Here is a 19,273-nt window from a genome sequence, read left to right as displayed (position 1 = left end):
CCTATGGTGCGCCGTGGACGAGCGACCATGGGCTTGCGGTGCCGGTCATCGAGCAGGTCGTGCATCGGTGAGTCGACGGTCGCCGCGTGGCCGGGCACGCGGAACGCCCCGCGTCCGTGGGTTCACGGTCGCGGGGCGTTCACGCTGCGTCGGGCGGGGGTGGTGCGCCTGCTCAGTTCATCTTGCGGCGGTAGATCGCGATGGCGAAGCCGTAGGCGACGACGAGGATGCCGACGAGCCAGCCGAGGGCGATCCAGATGTCGCTGCCGACGGGCTGTCCCGCGAACAGCGCCCGCATGGTGTCGACGATCGAGGTCACGGGCTGGTTCTCGGCGAACCACGCGACCGGGGCGGGCATCGAGTCGGTGGGCACGAACGCCGAGCTGATGAACGGCAGGAAGATCAGCGGGTAGCTGAACGCGCTCGCGCCGTCGACCGTCTTCGCCGAGAGCCCGGCGATCACGGCCAGCCACGTCAGGGCCAGGGTGAACAGGATCAGGATCCCGGCGACCGCGAGCCAGACCAGCACAGATGCCCCGGTGCGGAACCCCATGATCAGCGCGACGCCGATCACGATCGCGATCGACACTAGGTTCGCGACCACGGAGGTGAGCACGTGCGCCCAGAGCACGCTCGACCGCGCGATCGGCATGGACTGGAAGCGTTCGAAGATGCCTCCCTGCATGTCGAGGAACAGCCGGTACGCGGTGTACGCGATGCCCGACGCGATCGTGATGAGCAGGATGCCGGGGAGCATGTAGTCGATGTACGACTCGTCGGATCCGGTGTTGATCGCCCCGCCCAGCACGTAGGTGAACAGGAGCATCAGCGCGATCGGGGTGACCGCGGTGGTGATGATCGTGTCGGGGCTGCGGAGGATGTGGGTCAGCGATCGGCCGGTGAGGACGCCGGTGTCGCCGAGGACGTGGGTGGTCATCGTTGTTCCTTTCCTGCCGGGACGGAGCCGGCGGTGCGGTCGTCGTCGGCGGCGTCGGTGTCGCCGGTGTCGCCGACGAGCGCGAGGAAGACCTCTTCGAGCGAGGGCTGCTTCTCGACGTACTCGACCTTGGCGGCCGGGAGCAGTTGCTTGAGTTCTGCCAGGGTGCCGTTCCGGATGATCGTGCCCTTGTGCAGGATCGCGATGCGGTCGGCGAGTTGTTCGGCCTCGTCGAGGTACTGGGTGGTCAGCAGCACGCTCGTGCCACCCTCGGCGAGTCCCTTGACCGTCTGCCACACTTCGATGCGCGCCTGCGGATCGAGGCCGGTGGTGGGCTCGTCGAGGAAGATGATCGGCGGGTTGCCGATCAGGCTCATCGCGATGTCGAGCCGGCGACGCATGCCGCCCGAGTACGTCGACGCCTTGCGGTTGCCGGCTTCGGTGAGCGAGAAGCGAGCGAGCAGGTCGTCGGCGATCGCGCCCGGGTTCTTCAGGTGACGGAGCTTCGCGATCAGCACGAGGTTCTCGCGTCCGGTGAGCACCTCGTCGACCGCGGCGAACTGGCCGGTCAGGCTGATCGACTCGCGCACGTCAGCGGGCTGTCCGGCGACGTCGAAGCCGTGCACCGTCGCGGAGCCCGCGTCGGCCTTCAGCAGCGTCGAGAGGATCCGGACGAGCGTGGTCTTGCCCGCTCCGTTCGAGCCGAGCAGGGCGAAGATGCTTCCGGGCGTCACGTCGAAGTCGACGCCTCGCAGCACGTGCAGGTCCTTGAAGGACTTCTCGATGCCCTGCACTCGGATCGCGGATTCGGTGGTCATTTCTGCTCCTCTCGCTTGGCGTCGTCGACCGCCTTGGTCAGGCGGGCGCGCTCCTTGTCGATCCAGCGCTTGCCGGCATATGCCTCCGCGAACGCATCGGCGAACTCGACCGGGTCCTCGCCGACGATCGCGCTGATCGGCGTCCCGTCCGCGGCCGCGCGCTCCCAGAGATCGGCGAAGTCGCCGAGCATCGTGATCATCATCTCGGCGTCACCGTCGGTGATTCCGCCGTTGTACATGAGGTACCGCTCGAACGCCTTCGCGGCGGCGCGATACGGCTCGGGGAGGGCCTCGATGCGGGCCTTGTACTGCCGGTACTGCTTCTTCTGCTCGAGCGACCCCGTGAGGGCCTCGATCCACTTGGCGGCCATGACTAGTTCTCTCCTTGTTCCTGCTGGTGTTCGGTGTGGTCGTGGAGCTGCCCGATCCGTTCTGCGAGGAAGCCCCAGGACTTCCAGAACTCGTCGAGGTACTCGCGTCCCTGCGCGTTGAGCGAGTAGACCTTGCGGGGCGGGCCCTTCTCGGACGGGACCTTCGCCACGTCGACGAGGCCTCGCTGCTCGACGCGAACGAGCAGCGCGTACACGGTGCCCTCGACGATGTCGCTGAAGCCCTGCTCTCGCAGCCGTGCGGTGATCTCGTAGCCGTAGGCCGGCTGCACCGCGAGGAGCGCGAGCACGATGCCTTCCAACGTGCCCTTGAGCATCTCCGTCATCTGCTTTCCCATGAGTGCCTCCTTTCACTACTCGGTGTCACTGGGTACTACTAGATAGTAAGACGGAGTACCGGTAGATAGCAAGACTGAATAGCAAATTCTTTCGACACCGGATGCATCCCGCCCAGGAGCCCCGCACGTGGCGACGGTGCCATGCCGATGAGGCGCGGGCATTCACGAATCGACCGGCCGACGAACGACGCGCTGCGACGCCGCCGAGGCGTCCGATGTGCAGCCCGGTCCGGATGCCGTGACCCACCCCTCGGGTGCGGTGCCGATCAGAACGGCGGCTCGACGACGTGCAGACGAATGATGGTGATGTCCGCATCGTCGATGGAGGGAAAGCCGGCATCCCGCAGCGCCGGAATTCGCCTGACTCGAGGCGCGATCGCAGCGCGTCCGCGGACTTCCATACGCCGACGATCACCAGCGTGTCGTCGCCCACGGCGCAGTGGCGGCGGGGCTCAGTGTCGCCGGGCGTCAGCCGATCCGCGCGAGGAACGCGAGCACGCGATCCGTGAGGAGCCGTGTCGCGTCGGCGTCGTAGCTCGGGAGGCTGGAGTCAGCGAAGTAATGCTGGTCGCCGGGGTACAGGAAGAGCTCAGCGTCATCGGCCGTGTCGACCAGCTCCCGGGCGGCATCCACGTCACCCTCGTCCATGAAGTACGGATCGGCGTCCGCCCCGTGGATCTGCACCGGGACGCCGGCCGGCCACGCCCCGAACTCCGAGACGGGGAGGCAGGAGGAGAAGAACAACGCGCCCGCTGCGCCCGGGCGGGTCTGCGCGAGCTTCTGCGCCGGCACGACTCCGAGCGAGAAGCCTCCGTAGACGAGCTCGTTCGACAGCGCCTCGGCCGCGCGCTCGCCGCGCGCCATGATCTCGTCCCAGCCCACCTCGCGGGCGTACCCGACACCGTCCTCGATCGAGCCGAAGGTCCGCCCCTCGAACAGGTCGGGCGTGTGCACGGTGTGGCCCGCCTGACGCAGTTCGTCCGCGAAGGCGTCCAACCCCGCATTGGGGCCGAGCGCGTGGTGGAAGAGCAGTACCTCGGCCATCGTGATCCCCTCGTCCGCAGCTCGGTCTCCGATTCCGATCGAAAACTACTCGCTCGACCCGGACATGTCGAGCAGGCGAATCGGACCCGGGCTCACACGACGAGGAACGGGCGCACCTCCAGCCGCCGGTTGCAGGCCTTCGACCCGTCGGCCATGAGCGCGAGCGCGACGTCGAGGTCGGGAGCGTCGATGATCCAGAAGCCGGCCATGTGCTCCTTCGACTCGATGAACGGCCCGTCGGTGAACAGCGGCTCCTCGCCGCGGCCGTCGATGACGGTCGCCGTGCTCGGGTCGGCGAGGCCGGCCGCGAACACCCAGTGGCCACCCGCCCGGAGGCGGTCGTTGAAGTCGTCGATCGCCCGCATCTCCTCGGGCGTGCCGGAGTTGGTCCGGTCGTCGATCACGGAAACCAGGTATTGCATCTCACACCTCCGGGGACGTGGTTCAGGGCCATACTGCACGTGCGCCGCCTGCTACGCATACTGCGGTCGCCCGGTCGGCCGGTAGGTCTGCACCGTGATGCCCGTCGGGAACGTGCGCGATTCGAGCAGGTCGAGGGCGAAGTCCCTGCCCTGCTCGGGGAACAGCCGCGTGCCGCCGCCGACGATCACGGGGAAGACGATCAGCGTCATCTCGTCGACGAGCTCGTGTTCGAGCAGCCACCGGATCAGCTGGCCGCTCCCGTGCACCTGCAGCTCGCCGCCCGGCTCGGCCTTCAACTCGCGGATGGCCGACTCGAGGTCTCCGGAGAGCACGGTCGTGTCCGTCCACTCCGGGTGGGTGATCGTGTTCGATGCGACGAACTTCGGGCGCGAGTTCAAGGAGCTGACGAACGGATCATCGACATCGTCTCGGCGCACGCCGCCCCAATAGCCGGCGAACAGTTCATAGGTGCGCCGGCCGAACAGGAACGCGTCGGCCCGCTGGTAGTAGTCGCCGATGTAGGTCTCCGACTCCGCCTCCCCGAGCGGCAGGGCCCACCCGCCGCGGTCGAATCCCGGGTCGAACTCCGGATTGTTCCCACCGTTCGCCTGCATGACCCCGTCGACGGTGATCTGGGTGTTGGTGATCAGCTTCATGATCGTGGTCCCTCCTCGGGGCGCCCCTCGCGGGCGACCTCTCACCCCTGCTACGAACAGCCTCGCCGAGATCCGACACCGTCGAGCGAAATTGTCAACGGGCACGGATGCCGCGGGCGGCGCGGCATCCGCGGTGTCGGCTCTCTGGTTCTCGGGTTCACGCAGATGTACGAGTGTGCACCCGCGCACCTTGCGCATTGAAGAGGCAGAGCACCTCGAGTGCGTCGGGGCCGGGATTGCCGAATCCGTGTGGCACCCGGGTATCGAACTCGGCGGCCTCGCCCGCCTCGATGATGAGGTCGTCGTCGGCGAGCAGCAGCCGCATGCGCCCCGAGATCACGTAGATCCAATCCCACCCGGGATGCACCCACTGTCGAATGGGCTTCTCGGGCGATGGCGGATGCACCTGCTTGAACGCCTCCCACGAGCCCGCACCCCCGGAGAGCGGCACCGTCACGACGCCGTCCCGCAATCGCGGACGCGGGTGAATGCGCGGATCGCCCAGGGCGGGGGCTCCGACCAGGTCGTCCAAGGGCAGGCGATAGAGCCGCGCGAGGGGCAGGAGCAGGTCGAGCTGCGCTCGCCGGGAGCCCGATTCGAGCCGCGACAGCGTGCTGATCGAGATGCCGCTGGCCTCGCTGACGGCCCGCAGGGTCATTCCGCGGGCCTCGCGGATCGCACGCAGGCGGTCGCCGATGCCGGCCAACTCGTCGTGATTCGCCATGGTCCACCTCGTTGCCATTCCAGCAACTGATATTGCCACCGACCTGCCCGCGGCACCAGCATGAACCGCATGGGCAATGGACGGGAACTCACCGATGTCGTCGTCGTGGGCGGCGGGCCGGCCGGCCTCAGCGCCGCGCTCTCACTCGGCCGAGCGCGCCGACGGGTTGTCGTCGTCGACGCGGGCGAGCCCAGGAACATGACCGCTCCGCACATGCACGGGGTCCTCGGCCACGACGGACTCTCGCCGCTCCGGCTCCTCGAGCTCGGACGGAAGGAGGTTGCGGGATACGGCGTGCGTCTCATCCACGGCGAGGTGACGGCGGCGCGAGCAGACGGCGCCGTCGTCGAGGTCGAGACCGCGAACGAGACCATCCGCGCTCGACGCCTGCTGGTTGCGACCGGCCTCGCCGACGACCTGCCGGACATCCCGGGGCTCCGCGAGCAGTGGGGGCGAGGAGTCGTCGTCTGCCCCTACTGCGATGGCTGGGAGCACCGCGATGATGTCATCGGCGTCGTCGCGACCTCGCCCCGGAGCGTCGATCAGGCGCAGCTGCTGCGGCAGTGGTCCGACCGCGTCGTCTACTTCGCGAACGCGACCGGCGAGCCCGCGGCCGATGAGATGGACGCGCTCGTGCGCCGCGGCATCCGGTTCGAATCCGGCCCGGTCACGGGGCTCCGCGTCGACGATGACCGAGTGACCGGCGTGGAGGTCGGTGGACGTGTGATCGCCGTGGGGGTGGTCTTCACCGGGCCCACCCCTCGGCCGCGCGACGCACTCCTGCGTTCGCTCGGAGCGACGACGACGGAAGGCCCCCTCGGACCCTGGGTCGACATCGACGAAGACGGGCGCACGTCCGTTCCCGGAGTGTGGGCGGTCGGAAACGTCGTGAACGCGCGCGCCAACGTCTCCGTCTCCCTGGGTCTCGGCTCGCTCGTGGCCGGCGCCGTGAATGCCGATCTCGTCGCCGACGACATCGCCGGCGCCCATGGGCGGAAGTCGCCGTCAGGCGCCCGTTCCCAGTTTCGCCACCACGCTCGCACGTGACGCGTCCTCGCTGGCGAGAACGCCGCCGTTCGCCAGGTGATCAGCGGTGATCTCCTCGAAGAGGATGCGGACGTCCTCCCCGGGTTCCGAGCGGGAACCGTGTGGCTCAACACCTGGCACGCCGACGACGTGACCCTGCCTCGCGGCGGCTACGAGGAATCGGGTTGAGCGGCAGTCGCCTATGCCCGGGCTCCGACGGCGGCCGCCTCGGTGAGGACCGTCCGCACGTCGCGCGCCGGCCGGCCGAGCACCTCGTACACGCCCGTGGTGGTGGGCTCGTTCCGACCGTCGAGCACCTCGCGGCACAGCTCGGTGAGCATCGTCGCGACCTCGGGTCCCTCCTCCGCGGCGACGGCGGCATGGAACTCGTCGAACGTCACCGGCAGGTACACGACCTCCCGCCCGTTGATTTCGGAGAGCAGGCTCGCGATCTCCGCGAACGACAGCGACTGCGGCCCGGTCACCTCGAAGACGCGACCCTCGTGGCCCTCGCCGGTGAGCGCCTCGACGGCGACCGCGGCGAGGTCGTCGACGTCGATGAACGGCTCGCGCACCTCGCCGGCGGGAAGCGCCAGCACTCCACTGGATGCCGCGTCTCGGAGCATCCCCTCGGTGAAGTTCTGCGTGAACCAGCTGGATCGCACGACGGTGGCGGGGATGCCGGAGGCGAGCAGGAGGTCCTCGCAGCGAAGCGCGCCCGCTTCGCGGCGTCCGGACAGCAGCACGATGCGACGCACGCCGGCATCGCGTGCCACCTCGATGAGACGGGCGATGGCGACATCCGATCCCGCGACGGCGAGATCGGGAACGAAGGCCGCATACAGGCGTTCGACGCCCTGCAGAGCCTGCGGCCAGCCCTCGGGGTGTTGCCAGTCGAATGCGGGACTGGTCCCGCGAGCCAAGCGGCGCACGGCGTGGCCGCGCTCGTCGAGCAGGTCGGCGACGCGGCGTCCGGTCTTCCCGGTGGAGCCGATGACGGCGATCGTGGAACTCATGATTGATCCTTTCGGTTGATATGCGTCCACCCTCGCGGTGTGGGGGCGGACGAACAATCGCCGAGAGGCCGCATCTTCTTGCTGATCGTCCAGATCCTCGGACTCCTGGAATCCCGGCATGCCACTGTGGACGCATGGTCAATCCGCGCATCCCGGGCGATCATGTCGGCGAGCAGCTCGGCGATGGTCTCCACCTCCTGCGATTCACCGGCGCGCTCTACTGCCGCGCCGAGCTCTCCGCTCCATGGGGCGTGGAGTTCCCTCGCCTCGACGGGTACATGTCGCTTCCGGTCGTCTTGGCCGGCAGGTGCGTCCTCGAGGTCGGCGGCGATCGCCATGTCCTCGAGGCCGGCAGTGCGGCCCTCATCACGCGCGGGGTCCCGCACCGGCTGCTGAGCACAGCAGATGCCACGGCGACGCCCCTCTTCGACATCCCCGTCGAGCAGCTCAGCGACACGTACGAGCACATGCGCTTCGGTGGCGGCGGTGAGCGAGCGCAGGTCGCCTATGCGGCGATGCGGGTGGATGCTCCGCTCACGGCTCGCCTGATCGCGGAGCTTCCCGACGTCATCCGCGTCGACGCGTGGGAGGACGGCGAGGCGGGCGTCTTCCAGGCGGTGCTGCGACTCCTGGCGCGTGAGGCGGAGGTCATCGCGCCGGGAGGCGAGGCGGTGATGACCAGGCTGGCCGACGTGCTCGTCATCCAGGTGCTCCGCTGGTGGCTGCGCAACGCCGACCTGGCGGCGACCGGATGGCTCACTGCACTCCGCGACCCGCAGATCGGCCGCGCGCTCGGCCGCATGCACGCTCACCCCGACGAGGACTGGACCCTCGTCGAGCTCGCCAGGCAGGCAAACATGTCACGGTCGGCGTTCGCAGAGCGGTTCACCACCCTCGTCGGCGAGCCGCCGATGCGCTACCTGGCCGCGTGGCGGCTCGAGCAGGCGCACTCCGAGCTCGTCCACACCACCGATCCGATCGCGTCGATCTCGAGCCGGGTCGGCTACGCGTCGGAGGCCGCGTTCAGCCGGGCCTTCAAGCGTCACCACGGCACGACGCCGGGTGCCGTGCGCCGGTCGGCGGCCGCACCGCAGTCGCTGGTGCCGGTGCGAGCAGCGGCAGGGTCGACGCGCGAGGCGTGAGTGGGTGCGTGCTCCGGCGCCCACCCTGACGGCGCTGCTGCGTCGGCCGAATCCGCAATTGCAACTTATAGGTTGCAATTCGGACGAGAACCTGCAACCCTGAAGTTGCACGATCGAGCGTCAGCGGTTGACGCGTATCCGGCGGGGCGGCGGGAGAAGATCCCCAGCGCCTGCTCGCACGAACGATGACAGGAACGGAGGCGGCGTGATGCTGCTCGAGAACAAGGTCGCCGTCATCCACGGCGGTGGCGGATCGATCGGAGCCGCGGCGGCGCGAGTGTTCGCCCGCGAGGGCGCACGGCTGTTCCTCGCTGGGAGGAGCCTGCCGCGACTCGAGGCCGCGGCATCCGTCGCCAGGGCCGAGGGGGCGGATGTCTCGGTGGCGGTCGTCGACGCGATGGACCAGGCCGCGGTCGACCGGCACGTCGATGAGGTGGCGGATGCCGCGGGCCGCATCGACATCTCCCTGAACACGGTGGGATTCGACCACGTGCAGGGCCTGCCGATCGCCGAGACGTCGCTCGAGGACTACCTGCACCCCGTGGTCGGATACCTGCAGACGAACTTCGTGACGGCCAAGGCCGTGTCGCGGCACATGATCGCGCAGCGGAGCGGCGTGATCCTCACGGTCTCGACGCCCGGAGCGCGGCTCACCGGACGCGGGCTCCTCGGCAACGCGGCCCAATCGGCCGGGCTCGAGGGGTTCTCGCGCGCACTCGCCGGGGAACTCGGGCCTGTCGGGGTGCGGGTGGTCTGCGTGCGTCCGCACGCGATGTCGGATGCCCTCGCGACCTCGTACACGGGCGAGATGTTCGGACGCACCGCCGCGGCCGGCGGGATCCCCATGGACGAGTGGCTCGCCGGCCTGGTGGGCATGACCCTGCTCGGCCGACTGCCCGTGCTCGACGAGGTCGCGGAGTACCTCGCGTTCGTGGCATCCGATCGCGCACGCTCGATCACCGGGGCGATCGCGAACCTCTCGGCTGGAGCGCTCGTCGACTGAGCAGGGGTACGCCCCCATCCGCCCGGCGGCTCGTTCTCGGCGCGACGGCTGCCGGCGGGACCCGACGCAGGCTCATGGGAGTCGCTGTGAGGCGCGGGCGGCGGGCACCGGATCGGGGATGCCCGCCTCGGCGACGAGCCGGTCGAGCGCGCACAATTGGAGCATGGTCCAGATCTCCGACGACGACTTCGAGCGCATGGTTTCGGAGGAGTTCGACGCGCTTCCCGACGACATGGTGCGTGGGGTCGAGAACGTCGCGATCGTCGTCGAGAACCAGCCGGTGGGGGAGCGGCCGCGGCTGTTCGGGCAGTACCGCGGGCATCCGCTGACCACGAGAGGGGTGTACGGCTTCGGCGAGCTCCCCGACCGGATCACCCTGTACAAGAACAACCTGCAGGAGCACAGCGCCGACCTCGACGCGCTGCGCTCCCGCGTCCACATCACGCTCGTGCACGAGATCGGTCATTTCTTCGGGCTCGACGACGCTCGGCTCCGAGAGCTCGGCTGGGCGTAGCTCGCCGCCACCGCCCGATCCGTCAGTCGTCGGTCTCCGTGGCGATCACGTTCAAGTCGGCGTCCAGCGCGAGGTCGACCGTGCGTCCCTCACCGGTCAGCACGGAGACGTCATACGGGGAGGTCGTGTCGTCGTCCACTTCGAGGTCGACGATCCTGCCCTCGACCTCGTCGAGTGCGGCGGCGACCAGCGCCTCCAGCGTCTCGGCGTCGAGCCCGCCCTGCGGCGCTGCGTCGTCGGAATCGGCGGCTTCCGTGGAGATGACGGTGGTCGTGCCATCGGATGCCACGCGCACCTCGGTCTCGTCGCCGGCTCCTGCCCGGAACTCGACGTCCCAGTTCCCGTCAGGCCCCGCGTCGAGGCTCACGGCCGTGCCGTCCGCCTCGGATGACGCGGCGTCGACGATCCCGATGAGCTCGTCGGCAGAGGTGCTGCCACGATCGGAGTCGTTGACGGTCGCACCGTCGGCGTCCTCGCGGTTGTCGTCGTCGTCGTCCTGCTCGGACCCCGCGGTCGCCGACACACCGTCGCCATCGTCGTCACCCTCGTCGGCGATCGCGGCGCCGACGGCGATCCCGCCTCCGGCCAGGACGAGGGCGGCGAGGACGGATCCTCCGGCGACGAGGAGTGTCCGCTTGCGTGAGGTGGGTGTACTCGACGCCCGCGTGGTGGATTCGGGCGTGGCCGAGGTGCCGGGCGTGGCCGAGGTGCCGGGCGTGGCCGGGGTGCCGGGCGTGGCGGCGTCAGGCTGGTTCGGGGTGTTCGTCGTTTCGCTCATGGTCCGATCGTGCCGAACGGGCGCTGAAGCGATCCTGAAGCTTCCTGAAGCGGGCTTCAGGAACCCGCGGGAAGGGTCACGGTGAACCGGGCTCCGCCCAGCGGAGCATCCTCGATGGTGACGACGCCGTGCGCGGCACGGGCGACGCCGCGGACGATCGCGAGGCCCAGGCCGCTGCCGCCGGCGTCTCGGTCGCGGGCCTCGTCGAGGCGCACGAATCGGTCGAACACCCGCTCGCGCTGTGCCTCGGGGATGCCATCGCCGTCATCGTCGATCATGAGGACAACCCGTCCGTCGCGCTGCGTGAGGCTGATGGCGACGCTGCGGCGGGCATGGCGTGCGGCGTTGTCGGTCAGGTTCCTCACGAGCTGTCCGAGCAGCTGCGGATTTCCATGTACGCGGGCAGGGCCGACCCCGGATTCGTCCACCGCGATGCCGGAGGTCCGGAGCCGAGACGCCTCGGCGAGCACGAGGTCGTCGAGGTCGACGGGCTCGTCAGGGCTGGGCGCGCCCTCGTCCAGGCGGGCCAGGAGCAGGAGTGCGTCGACGAGGCCCTGGAGGCGGAGGCCCTCATCGAGCGCGACATCCGCGAGCTCCGTCATCGACGTGACCTCGGGGTGCGCCTGCGCGAGTTCGGCGTGCTGGCGGATGGTGGCGAGCGGAGACCTGAGCTCGTGGGACGAGTCGGAGATGAACCGTCGCTGCGCGCTCGCCGCCGCGTCCAGGCGCTCCAGCATCGCGTTCATGGTCTCGGCCAATGCCGCGATCTCATCGCCGGATGCCGGCACGGGCACGCGCCGATCGAGCCGGGCGGCCGTGATGTCGTCGACCTCTGCGGTGATCCGCGCCACAGGGCTCAGCGCACGCCCCATCACGAACCAGGTGATGCCCGCCACGAGCAGCACCACCAGGGGAACGGACACGGTGAGCAGGAGCGTCACGGTGCCCAGCGTCTCCATCTCGTCGTCGATCGGCACGCCGAGCACGAGCGTGCCGCCGCCGTCCAGCTCCTCGGTGATGACGAGCACGGGCTCATCGTCGATCGTGGAGACCTGCGGCTCGCCCGCGAACGGCGGCGATGCCTCCGGAGCATCCTCGGAGGCCACCTCGACGTCGCCGCCCGGCGACAGCAGCTGGACGATCTCGTCCTCCAGCCCGTCGACCGCATCCGGACCCTGCGCCTCGACCTGGCCGGCCAGCTCCTCTGCCCGCACCTCCCCGGCGCGAGCGGACGCGCCGAGCACGGTGCCGCGCAGGATCTCGAGGAACGCGAAGGCGCCGACGAGCATGACGACGGCGATCACGAGCGTTGCTCCGGCCGTCGCCCGCGCCCGCACCGACCGCCATCGTCGTCGCTCAGCCACCGTCGGCAGCCAATCTGTACCCGGAGCCGCGGACGGTCTCGATGGCCTCCCGCCTGAACGGGCGGTCGAGCTTGCGTCGCAGGTGCCCCACGTACACCTCGACGATGTTGGGGTCGCCCTCGAAGTCGTCGTCCCAGACTCCCGCGATCAGGTCCCGCTTGGAGATCACCTGTCCGCGGTGTCGCATCAGGTGTTCGAGCACGGCGAATTCCCGGGCGGTCAACGCGACCTGCTGCTCGCCGCGCCAGACCCGCTTGCCGCTCGCGTCCAATCGGAGGTCGCCGGCTTCGAGGATGACCGGCCGTGCGACGCCGCCGCGGCGGATCAGCGCGCGCAACCGGGCCACGAGCACGGCGAACGAGAACGGCTTGGTGACGTAGTCGTCGGCGCCCGTCTCGAGCGCCTCGACCTGGTCCCACTCGCCGTCCTTCGCGGTGAGCATGAGCACCGGGGTCCAGTTCTCCTCGGCGCGCAACGCCTCGCAGACCTTCCATCCGCTCATGCCGGGCATCATCAGGTCGAGCACGATGGCGTCGTAACGGGTCTCCCGCGCTCGCCAGAGCCCGTCCACGCCGTTGTGCGCCACATCGACGGCGAACCCCTCGGCTTCGAGGCCGCGCCGCACGCCGTCAGCGAGGCGCACCTCGTCGTCGACCACCAGGATCCGCATCCACGCCATTCTCGTCGCTGTTGCTGAAGCAGGGCTGAAGCGCGCGCCGAACGCGAAACTGCAGCCCGTGGATGCCGGGCTCTTGGAGGCTCAGTCGTCTCAGCGCTCCTCCGGCGACGGGTCGGCAATCTCGTCGGGCGGAGAGCGGGGAACCGGCTCGCCGGGAAGATCGCGTTCGCGCTGACGCCGGCGAGGATGAGCAAGCCGGTCTTCAGCGTGGTCAGCCGCACCTCGGCGTTGATGGCGACGAACTCGTCGAGCTGCGCCGCGACATCCGTGACTCACCGCATGGCGCTGCCGATGCCCGACGTGCGGCCGTGCGCGTCAGCCTCGAGGCTCAGCCGATCTGTTCGGCCAGGGCGACGATGATGCCGGCCGGCCCCCGGAGGTAGCAGAGCCGGTACACGTTCTCGTAGTTCGCGACCTCACCGAGGAGCTCGGCGCCGTGGGTGCGCAGGCGCGCGATGGTGTCGTCGATGTCGTCGACGGCGAACATCACGCGATGCATGCCGATGATGTTGTGCGGAGGGTTGCGAGGCGACATCTCGGATGCCTCGGGCGAGCGGTACCGGCTCAGTTCGAGCCTGCCGTGGCCGTCGGGCGTGCGCAGCATGGCGACCTCGCAGTCGATGCCGTCGAGCCCGACGGTCTGGTCGGCGAAGGGGCCCTCGATGTCGGCCCTGCCCTCGAGCTCCATGCCGAGTTCCGTGAAGAACGCGATCGCCGTGTCGAGGTCATCGACGACGATGCCGACGTTGTCCATGCGTTGAATGGCCATGGGTCGAGCCTAGGACCGCAGGGGTCAGGTCACCCCGGCTGGCTGTGTGACCGCGCCCCGAATCACCGAGATCCGGGCGCTCCAATTCGCCCGGGCGAGTCGGTCCGCTCGGGCGTCTTCTGGCCAGGCGCTACATCATCGACTGCAACAGCTGCGTGGCCCGCTGGTTGTCGCTCGTCGCGAGGACGACGCGGTTCCTGGAGGCCACGTACACGAGCGTGATGTTGATTCCGGCGTCGGCGATCGCGCGCGCCATCGCACCGAACCTGCCCGGCGTGTCCAGGTCGGGGTCGGGGAGTGGCGGACTGACGATCACGTCGGTCTCCGCCTCGATGGTCAGGCCGGCGCCCTCGAGCGCCGTTCTGGCGCCCGCGACGTCGTCGACGAGCACGTGGACGGTGCCCGTGCCGCCATCCATGATCGCGCAGAGGCCCTCGATGTTGACACCCGCATTGCCGAGCGCCTCGCCGAGTCGAGCCCCTTCGCCGGGCTGGTCCTCGAGGGTGACCAAGAGATCCTTCGCCATTGCGGTACCTCCTTCTCGGATGCCTCAGGTCTACGCTCGCGCCCGCGGCGCGTCAACGCGTGGGCGACCTACGCATCGTCGTGAGCGAGACGACCCCGATCGCGGGCCGGAACATCCCCCTGCCGGCATGCCTGCGCTCTGCCGCTGCACGGAGCGCCGAACTGAGCTCGCCCAACTTCGAGGGCCGAAGCCGCGCGCCCTGCCCAGCAGGCCCCGCTCAGCCGAATCGCGTCATGCCGCCCGCTCTTCGCGCAGCTCGAATCGCGCTCGGCGACTGAGCCGAATCGCGTCATGCCGCCCGCTCTTCGCGAGCTCGAGCCGCGCACGGCCGCTGAGCCGAGTCTTCTCATGCCGCACGATCTTCGCGCAGCTCGAATCGCGCTCGACCGCCGAGTCGTGGAACCTGTGCCGGGTCGATGTGCGGCGGTGGGATGAACCACACCTCGTTCGGGCTCGGGAGGATCTTCCACCCCTCGCGGTGGATCATGTGGTGGCAGAAGCTGCAGAGCATGACGCCGTTCGAGAGATCGGTCGGGCCCGCGTCGCGTTCCCACCAGTCGATGTGGTGGGCCTCGATGTAGGCGATGTTCTGGCCACACGAAGCGCAGCCACCGTCGCGCTCGCCGAGCGCGAGGCGTTGCGCCCTCGTGAACAGCCGAGCGGCCCGTCCGAGGTCGAGCGGGATGCTGTCGCCCCCGAGCACGGCCGGAACGAGCTCGGCGTCGGCCGCCATGCGGCGGGCCGTGGCAGCGGAGATCGGTTGATCGAGACCGTCATGCGCGCGTGCCCGAGGCCGCTGACGAGGGTGTCGAGGTCGACGCGGACGACGACCGTGGCCTTCGCGAGCGGCGTGAGGGTCTGGGCGCAGCCGAGCGTGTGGCGGGCGAGTGCGGCGAGCGCATCGGCCTGAATCTGCGGGATCGAGCGTCGGTCGTCAGCGACCGGGATGGGATCGCCGTCGGCGGGCTCACGTCGGCGCAGCACGTCGGTCACGAGCGCCTCGATCGCCGCCTTCACCGGGGCGGCGCTCTCGGGGTCGAGTCGGGCGTGAAGGTGCACCATGCCACGGCCGTCTTCGCGCATCGTGAGCGAGCGTTCCGTGCACAGCTCGTCTTCGCGGGGTTCGACTCCGTCGGGGTCGAGCCGTGCCTCCGCCTCGCGAACTCCGCGAAGGAGCGTTTCGAGCGGCACCCGCCCTGCCAGTTCGACGAGTGCTGCCTCGACGAGGTCGACCCTGCTCGCCTCTGCCTGCGCCGACGCACGGTCGAGCATCGAGGTGATCGCGGATGCCGCCTCGATGCCGATCTTCGCCGCCTCCACCGCAGCTGCGACGTGCGGATGCCGCGAGGGGAGGCGCTCGCCGCTGAAGGTCTGGCGTTGCGCGGTGACGGTGCCGACGGTGATCAGCCGCAGCGCGTCGGCGCGCGATGCTCGGGTGGACGCGGCGATCAGTCGCGCCGGGTTGTGGAATCCCTGGGCCTTCGCCATTCCGATATCGCCGAACTCGGGCCCGGATCGCTTCGTCACCTCGGCAGCGACCCTGGCCAGTACGGCGTCGATGTCGCGCCGGACCTGCGCGAGCGCGTCGGTGACCCGCATGAGCCCGGGGTCGCTCATCTGTTCCACCTCGACCTGGGCGGCACCACCGACAGCGCCCCGTGCCGGCATCGCGCCTTCCCACGCCTCGCACAGCGCTGCGACATCGCGCTCGAGCGCCGCCAGCGCGTGCGGGGCGGCCTGCGCGTCGGCCGCGGCCAGCGCATGCCGCGCGTGCGGCGCGGCCAGCGCCTGCGGCGGTTGCGGCGGGGGCTGTTCCATGCTTCCACCCTGCACCCACCCACCGACATTCGACCGTGCGCGAAAACACCCGATGATCAGGCATTTACCTGTGGACAAACTCGCCCGAGAGCCGGCTGTGGAGGAGAAGTCGCCTGGTCGAGACATCCGTCGCGTGTGGCACGAGCGCCACTCACTCGCAGGCCCACTCCTCCGCGCGGCATCCGATTCCTAGACTGGCCCCATGCTCGGGCGCAGGGCGGCAGCGGGGGTCGGCGAGGTCGTGCGCCGCGTCGGCGCAGCGCTCGCCGTCGGGGCGTGCGCGACCCTGATCGTCGGATGCTCCGCACTGGGGCCTGCTGACGGCACCGGTCCGCCCGAGGCATCCGCTGTCGCCGTTCACGGCACCTTCGCCGTCGTCGGCGACTCGATCGCGGACGCTGACAGCCCCGACTTCGCCGCCGGCGACCTCGGCGCCGGGTCGTGGGCGACGTACGTCGTCGACGACGGCTTCGCGTTCGCCGGCGGCTGGGCGGAGTGGGGTGCGACGACGGCGATGATGGCCGACTCGGTCGGGTCGATCGAAGCGGACGTCCTCGTGCTCCTCGCCGGCACCAACGACGTCGCGTTCGGCATCCCGTTCGATGAATCGGCGGCGAATCTCGACCGGATCATCGATGTCGTCGGCATCGAGGACGTCGTCGTCGTATCGATACCGCCGATGGACGCGTTGCCCGCTGGCGCGGACGCGTACAACGAACACCTCGAAGACCTGGCGGGCGACCGGGGATGGCGGTTCGTCGACGCATCCGCCGGCCTGCGCACCACCGACGGGAGGTTCCGCGACGGGATGAGCTTCGACGGGCTGCACCCGTCGGTGGACGGCGCGCGGGTGCTCGGTGAGGCGATCGCGGGGGAGTTGCGTGAGGGGCTGCGCGAGGGGTGACGAGCGCTTCGCCGCGGCCGCGGTGCGAAGCTCCGATCAGCCCCGCCCGGGACGGCTAGGCCGGCCGCTGGGCGGCCAGTCGAAGGGCGTCGAGCGTCTCACCGATCAGAGCCGCGAGTTCGTGGATGTTCGCCTCGTCGGATGCGTCGAAGTCGCGCCCACCGCTCTTATCGCTCAGCTGCAGCATCCCGTAGCTTCGACCGTCGTCGCCGCAGACACTCGTGGCCAGCCAGCCGCGCATCGGCGGGTGGGTGTCAGCGAACGGGCCGAAGGCTTGGTAGAGCGGATGCGACAGCACCTCGGCTTCGGTCAGGCGGACGACCTCGCCGGGTGGGATCCTCATCCCGTGCAGGCCCTCGCCCTTCGGGTCGACTCGGAAGTCGCGGAAGGCTGCGTACTTCTCGCTCATGCTGAAGTACTTGCGTGCCTGCGACGAGTCGTCGCCGGCACGGAGCTTGACGGCCGCCAGCTCGGCGCCGGTCAGCGCGCGGGCGAGATGACAGGTGCGGCGAAGCAGCGCGTCGAGCTGAGCGGCGAACTCCGGTTCGAGCGATCCGGCCGACAGGATCGGCGTGATCTCGATTCCAACCTCACCGGGCTGCATGGCACCAACCTAGCGCGCGAGGCCGCAACGCAATCGGGTGCGCCGGAAGACCTTCCCGCATCGAACGTCCCACTCCCGGCGCAGGGAGCACTCCTCACCTGTTGACCCGCAGGTCGCGCCATCCGAACCCGCCGGGCTCAGGCAGCGAGCTCCGGATCTGCTCGGCCGTGAACCTGCGGCGCGGGCGAAGGTCGTCGGGTACGGATGCCGCGGGCGGCGCGGCATCCGTCACACCCTCGGCGAGCATGCGCACCTGGGCCTTCGCGACGAGCGGCACCTGCATGGTCCACTCGGTCACCTGCGCGAGCGCGTACTGCGCCCACACCGGCCACGGCACCACGACCACGCGACGACCGACGACGGATGCCACGCGCCGCACGGCCTTCGACAGCAGCAGCTGCTCGGCGCCGACGACCGCGACGGTCTCACGCGGCATCCGCCCATCGACTGCGGCGACGAGGATGTCGGTGAGGTCGTCGATCGGGATGGGGCGGATGGGCTTTTCGCGGAAGCCGACCGTCGCGAACACGGGCAGCGTCTGCACCGTGCGGCTGAGGTGGTCGATGAGGTGGTCGCCGCGGCCGTAGATCATGCCGGCCTTGAGGATCGTGTAGTCGAGGCCCGAGTCGCGGATCAGCTCTTCGGCCGCCCACTTCGACTCGTGGTACGCCGATCCGCAGTCGGGCCGCGCCCGCAGAAAGCTCAGCATGATGACCTTGCGAACCCCGGCTCGCTTGGCCGCCTCGACCACGTTCGCGGTGCCTTCGATGTGCACGCGCTGGTAGGTCTGGTCGCCGATCTCCCGGTTGATCCCGGCGCAGTGCGCGACGACCTCGCAGCCGTCGAACGCACGCGCGAGCGCGTCGACGTCACTGGTGTCGACGCCGGTGCGTCGAGAGATGACGACGGATGCCTCAGGCCCGAGCCGCTCGGCCAGGTGTCGTCCGACGAATCCGGTGCCGCCTGTGATCGCGGTGCGGGGGTGAGTCACGTGGCGAGTCTAGGCGGCAGCGGAAGTCACAGCTCTGGCTTGCTCACGCGTCGGCCGCCTCGACCTGCTGGCGATGCACCTTCTCGATGCCGTCGAGGATCAGCTCGAGCCCGAACTCGAACTCGTTGCCGTAGGCGTAGCCGGGCTGGAGGATGAGCGTCACCGCCATCTCCGCGAGGTTCGGGAACGCGTTCGACATCATCTGGTGCTGCGCCATGATGTCTTCGGTGACGGCGCCGATGTCGCCCGACGCGTCGAGGGGCAGGGTCGCCTCCTGCATGGCGAACCCCTGCACGTAGCTGTCGAGCAACGACATGGCGTGGCCGACCAGGGGCATCGAGAATCCGGCAGCACGAAGCACTCCGATGGTCGCGTCGAGATGACCGAGCGTCGCCGGACCGGGCGACGTGCGTGCGTCGAGGCTGATGGCCCACGGATGCCGCGCCAGCACCGCGCGCGTCGACTCGGCGCGTTCCAGCATGGCCGTCCTCCACTCGACGCCGGGTCGGGGCACGTGCATCTCGGAGTACACGACGTCGAGCATCCCGTCGAGGATGTCCTCCTTGCCGGGCACGTGGTAGTACAACGACATCGGCGTGATGCTCAGCTCCGCGGCGAGCTTGCGCATGCTGACGGACTCGATTCCGCCCGCATCGGCGAGTTCGACCGCGACCCGCACTGCCCGCTCGCGCGTCACGGGCTCCCTCGTCGCTGCCGCCGTTTCTCTTGGCCCGCGTGGCATGTGCCCTCCGGTCTTCGGCCTGCCGAAGCATCCGTGGTGATTCCCGTAGACGAAACCATACACCGTAT

General features: G+C 69.6%; 25 protein-coding genes. 5 read left to right on the top strand and 20 right to left on the bottom strand.

The window, feature by feature from the left end:
- Positions 1–172: 172 nt before the first annotated feature.
- The 9 genes from EV187_RS03710 to EV187_RS03675 form a co-directional block, all read right to left on the bottom strand.
- Complete coding sequence (locus tag EV187_RS03710; RefSeq protein ID WP_130351649.1) at positions 173–937, bottom strand: ABC transporter permease; 765 nt, start codon at positions 935–937, stop codon at positions 173–175.
- A complete protein-coding gene (locus EV187_RS03705) occupies positions 934–1,755 on the bottom strand; it encodes an ABC transporter ATP-binding protein (protein ID WP_130351648.1) in 822 nt (273 codons plus the stop codon). Before EV187_RS03705 ends, EV187_RS03710 begins: the two co-directional genes overlap by 4 nt.
- On the bottom strand, positions 1,752–2,126 hold the full coding sequence (locus EV187_RS03700) for a DUF1048 domain-containing protein (RefSeq protein WP_130351647.1): 375 nt from the start codon (positions 2,124–2,126) through the stop codon (positions 1,752–1,754). Before EV187_RS03700 ends, EV187_RS03705 begins: the two co-directional genes overlap by 4 nt.
- A gap of 2 nt (positions 2,127–2,128) precedes the next feature.
- Positions 2,129–2,482, bottom strand: coding sequence for a PadR family transcriptional regulator (locus tag EV187_RS03695; RefSeq protein WP_130351646.1), 354 nt, complete (start codon positions 2,480–2,482; stop codon positions 2,129–2,131).
- Positions 2,483–2,748: 266 nt separating this feature from the next.
- Positions 2,749–2,883, bottom strand: a complete 135-nt coding sequence (locus EV187_RS18845; RefSeq protein ID WP_278038649.1) for a hypothetical protein — start codon at positions 2,881–2,883, stop codon at positions 2,749–2,751.
- Positions 2,884–2,950: 67 nt separating this feature from the next.
- Positions 2,951–3,526: a dienelactone hydrolase family protein gene (locus tag EV187_RS03690; RefSeq protein ID WP_130351645.1), complete on the bottom strand. Its 576-nt coding sequence runs from the start codon at positions 3,524–3,526 to the stop codon at positions 2,951–2,953.
- Positions 3,527–3,618: 92 nt separating this feature from the next.
- Positions 3,619–3,948, bottom strand: coding sequence for a YciI family protein (locus tag EV187_RS03685; RefSeq protein ID WP_130351644.1), 330 nt, complete (start codon positions 3,946–3,948; stop codon positions 3,619–3,621).
- Positions 3,949–3,999: 51 nt separating this feature from the next.
- Positions 4,000–4,605: a dihydrofolate reductase family protein gene (locus EV187_RS03680; protein WP_130351643.1), complete on the bottom strand. Its 606-nt coding sequence runs from the start codon at positions 4,603–4,605 to the stop codon at positions 4,000–4,002.
- Positions 4,606–4,762: 157 nt separating this feature from the next.
- The gene (locus EV187_RS03675) at positions 4,763–5,329 is read right to left on the bottom strand and encodes a helix-turn-helix domain-containing protein (RefSeq protein ID WP_130351642.1); all 567 of its coding nucleotides are present in this window, start codon (positions 5,327–5,329) and stop codon (positions 4,763–4,765) included.
- Between the two features lie 69 nt (positions 5,330–5,398).
- Between EV187_RS03675 and EV187_RS03670 the strand changes: the two genes are divergently transcribed.
- Positions 5,399–6,376, top strand: a complete 978-nt coding sequence (locus tag EV187_RS03670; protein ID WP_130351641.1) for an NAD(P)/FAD-dependent oxidoreductase — start codon at positions 5,399–5,401, stop codon at positions 6,374–6,376.
- Positions 6,377–6,555: 179 nt separating this feature from the next.
- Here the strand turns inward: EV187_RS03670 and EV187_RS03660 are convergent, their stop codons facing one another.
- The gene (locus EV187_RS03660) at positions 6,556–7,371 is read right to left on the bottom strand and encodes a Rossmann-fold NAD(P)-binding domain-containing protein (protein WP_165391096.1); all 816 of its coding nucleotides are present in this window, start codon (positions 7,369–7,371) and stop codon (positions 6,556–6,558) included.
- 134 nt (positions 7,372–7,505) lie between these two features.
- Here EV187_RS03660 and EV187_RS03655 point away from each other — a divergent pair, with 134 nt between their 5' ends.
- From EV187_RS03655 to EV187_RS03645, 3 genes are all read left to right on the top strand, one after another.
- A complete protein-coding gene (locus EV187_RS03655; RefSeq protein WP_130351639.1) occupies positions 7,506–8,513 on the top strand; it encodes an AraC family transcriptional regulator in 1,008 nt (335 codons plus the stop codon).
- A gap of 208 nt (positions 8,514–8,721) precedes the next feature.
- Positions 8,722–9,516 carry an SDR family NAD(P)-dependent oxidoreductase gene (locus EV187_RS03650; protein ID WP_130352225.1) on the top strand — a complete coding sequence of 265 codons (795 nt, stop codon included), beginning with the start codon at positions 8,722–8,724 and terminating at the stop codon, positions 9,514–9,516.
- Positions 9,517–9,679: 163 nt separating this feature from the next.
- Positions 9,680–10,030, top strand: a complete 351-nt coding sequence (locus EV187_RS03645) for a metallopeptidase family protein (protein WP_130351638.1) — start codon at positions 9,680–9,682, stop codon at positions 10,028–10,030.
- A 22-nt stretch (positions 10,031–10,052) separates the two neighbouring features.
- Here the strand turns inward: EV187_RS03645 and EV187_RS03640 are convergent, their stop codons facing one another.
- The 7 genes from EV187_RS03640 to EV187_RS03610 form a co-directional block, all read right to left on the bottom strand.
- Positions 10,053–10,808, bottom strand: coding sequence for a PepSY domain-containing protein (locus EV187_RS03640; protein WP_242609416.1), 756 nt, complete (start codon positions 10,806–10,808; stop codon positions 10,053–10,055).
- 56 nt (positions 10,809–10,864) lie between these two features.
- Complete coding sequence (locus EV187_RS03635; protein ID WP_242609415.1) at positions 10,865–12,172, bottom strand: HAMP domain-containing sensor histidine kinase; 1,308 nt, start codon at positions 12,170–12,172, stop codon at positions 10,865–10,867.
- Positions 12,165–12,842: a response regulator transcription factor gene (locus EV187_RS03630; protein WP_130351637.1), complete on the bottom strand. Its 678-nt coding sequence runs from the start codon at positions 12,840–12,842 to the stop codon at positions 12,165–12,167. The genes EV187_RS03635 and EV187_RS03630 overlap by 8 nt, the downstream gene beginning before the upstream one ends.
- Before the next feature lie 337 nt (positions 12,843–13,179).
- On the bottom strand, positions 13,180–13,620 hold the full coding sequence (locus EV187_RS03625) for a VOC family protein (protein WP_130351636.1): 441 nt from the start codon (positions 13,618–13,620) through the stop codon (positions 13,180–13,182).
- A 130-nt stretch (positions 13,621–13,750) separates the two neighbouring features.
- Positions 13,751–14,146 carry an amino acid-binding protein gene (locus EV187_RS03620; RefSeq protein WP_130351635.1) on the bottom strand — a complete coding sequence of 132 codons (396 nt, stop codon included), beginning with the start codon at positions 14,144–14,146 and terminating at the stop codon, positions 13,751–13,753.
- Positions 14,147–14,492: 346 nt separating this feature from the next.
- The gene (locus EV187_RS18920) at positions 14,493–14,708 is read right to left on the bottom strand and encodes a hypothetical protein (RefSeq protein ID WP_423190874.1); all 216 of its coding nucleotides are present in this window, start codon (positions 14,706–14,708) and stop codon (positions 14,493–14,495) included.
- Positions 14,630–15,964, bottom strand: coding sequence for a DUF222 domain-containing protein (locus EV187_RS03610; protein WP_165391094.1), 1,335 nt, complete (start codon positions 15,962–15,964; stop codon positions 14,630–14,632). Before EV187_RS03610 ends, EV187_RS18920 begins: the two co-directional genes overlap by 79 nt.
- 202 nt (positions 15,965–16,166) lie before the next feature.
- Here EV187_RS03610 and EV187_RS03605 point away from each other — a divergent pair, with 202 nt between their 5' ends.
- Entirely contained in the window at positions 16,167–16,868 is a 702-nt protein-coding gene (locus EV187_RS03605; RefSeq protein ID WP_130351633.1) for an SGNH/GDSL hydrolase family protein, read from the top strand.
- A gap of 55 nt (positions 16,869–16,923) precedes the next feature.
- Here the strand turns inward: EV187_RS03605 and EV187_RS03600 are convergent, their stop codons facing one another.
- From EV187_RS03600 to EV187_RS03590, 3 genes are all read right to left on the bottom strand, one after another.
- Positions 16,924–17,472, bottom strand: a complete 549-nt coding sequence (locus EV187_RS03600; RefSeq protein ID WP_130351632.1) for a GAF domain-containing protein — start codon at positions 17,470–17,472, stop codon at positions 16,924–16,926.
- 94 nt (positions 17,473–17,566) lie between these two features.
- On the bottom strand, positions 17,567–18,463 hold the full coding sequence (locus EV187_RS03595; protein WP_130351631.1) for an SDR family oxidoreductase: 897 nt from the start codon (positions 18,461–18,463) through the stop codon (positions 17,567–17,569).
- Positions 18,464–18,506: 43 nt separating this feature from the next.
- Positions 18,507–19,160, bottom strand: a complete 654-nt coding sequence (locus tag EV187_RS03590; RefSeq protein WP_207221722.1) for a TetR/AcrR family transcriptional regulator — start codon at positions 19,158–19,160, stop codon at positions 18,507–18,509.
- Positions 19,161–19,273 lie beyond the last annotated feature (113 nt).

It is taken from the genome of Agromyces ramosus (genome assembly GCF_004216665.1).
Classification (GTDB): domain Bacteria; phylum Actinomycetota; class Actinomycetes; order Actinomycetales; family Microbacteriaceae; genus Agromyces; species Agromyces ramosus.
Note: the sequence above shows the minus strand (reverse complement) of the source record. Positions and strands in the feature narration are given on the sequence as shown.

Bases quoted from the DNA above. Each gene is read 5' to 3' on its own strand.
- EV187_RS03710 (WP_130351649.1), bottom strand. From the start codon at position 937: ATGACCACCCACGTCCTCGGCGACACCGGCGTCCTCACCGGCCGATCG.
- EV187_RS03705 (WP_130351648.1), bottom strand. From the start codon at position 1,755: ATGACCACCGAATCCGCGATCCGAGTGCAGGGCATCGAGAAGTCCTTC.
- EV187_RS03700 (WP_130351647.1), bottom strand. From the start codon at position 2,126: ATGGCCGCCAAGTGGATCGAGGCCCTCACGGGGTCGCTCGAGCAGAAG.
- EV187_RS03695 (WP_130351646.1), bottom strand. From the start codon at position 2,482: ATGGGAAAGCAGATGACGGAGATGCTCAAGGGCACGTTGGAAGGCATC.
- EV187_RS18845 (WP_278038649.1), bottom strand. From the start codon at position 2,883: ATGGAAGTCCGCGGACGCGCTGCGATCGCGCCTCGAGTCAGGCGAATT.
- EV187_RS03690 (WP_130351645.1), bottom strand. From the start codon at position 3,526: ATGGCCGAGGTACTGCTCTTCCACCACGCGCTCGGCCCCAATGCGGGG.
- EV187_RS03685 (WP_130351644.1), bottom strand. From the start codon at position 3,948: ATGCAATACCTGGTTTCCGTGATCGACGACCGGACCAACTCCGGCACG.
- EV187_RS03680 (WP_130351643.1), bottom strand. From the start codon at position 4,605: ATGAAGCTGATCACCAACACCCAGATCACCGTCGACGGGGTCATGCAG.
- EV187_RS03675 (WP_130351642.1), bottom strand. From the start codon at position 5,329: ATGGCGAATCACGACGAGTTGGCCGGCATCGGCGACCGCCTGCGTGCG.
- EV187_RS03670 (WP_130351641.1), top strand. From the start codon at position 5,399: ATGGGCAATGGACGGGAACTCACCGATGTCGTCGTCGTGGGCGGCGGG.
- EV187_RS03660 (WP_165391096.1), bottom strand. From the start codon at position 7,371: ATGAGTTCCACGATCGCCGTCATCGGCTCCACCGGGAAGACCGGACGC.
- EV187_RS03655 (WP_130351639.1), top strand. From the start codon at position 7,506: ATGGTCAATCCGCGCATCCCGGGCGATCATGTCGGCGAGCAGCTCGGC.
- EV187_RS03650 (WP_130352225.1), top strand. From the start codon at position 8,722: ATGCTGCTCGAGAACAAGGTCGCCGTCATCCACGGCGGTGGCGGATCG.
- EV187_RS03645 (WP_130351638.1), top strand. From the start codon at position 9,680: ATGGTCCAGATCTCCGACGACGACTTCGAGCGCATGGTTTCGGAGGAG.
- EV187_RS03640 (WP_242609416.1), bottom strand. From the start codon at position 10,808: ATGAGCGAAACGACGAACACCCCGAACCAGCCTGACGCCGCCACGCCC.
- EV187_RS03630 (WP_130351637.1), bottom strand. From the start codon at position 12,842: ATGCGGATCCTGGTGGTCGACGACGAGGTGCGCCTCGCTGACGGCGTG.
- EV187_RS03625 (WP_130351636.1), bottom strand. From the start codon at position 13,620: ATGGCCATTCAACGCATGGACAACGTCGGCATCGTCGTCGATGACCTC.
- EV187_RS03620 (WP_130351635.1), bottom strand. From the start codon at position 14,146: ATGGCGAAGGATCTCTTGGTCACCCTCGAGGACCAGCCCGGCGAAGGG.
- EV187_RS03610 (WP_165391094.1), bottom strand. From the start codon at position 15,964: ATGGAACAGCCCCCGCCGCAACCGCCGCAGGCGCTGGCCGCGCCGCAC.
- EV187_RS03605 (WP_130351633.1), top strand. From the start codon at position 16,167: ATGCTCGGGCGCAGGGCGGCAGCGGGGGTCGGCGAGGTCGTGCGCCGC.
- EV187_RS03600 (WP_130351632.1), bottom strand. From the start codon at position 17,472: ATGCAGCCCGGTGAGGTTGGAATCGAGATCACGCCGATCCTGTCGGCC.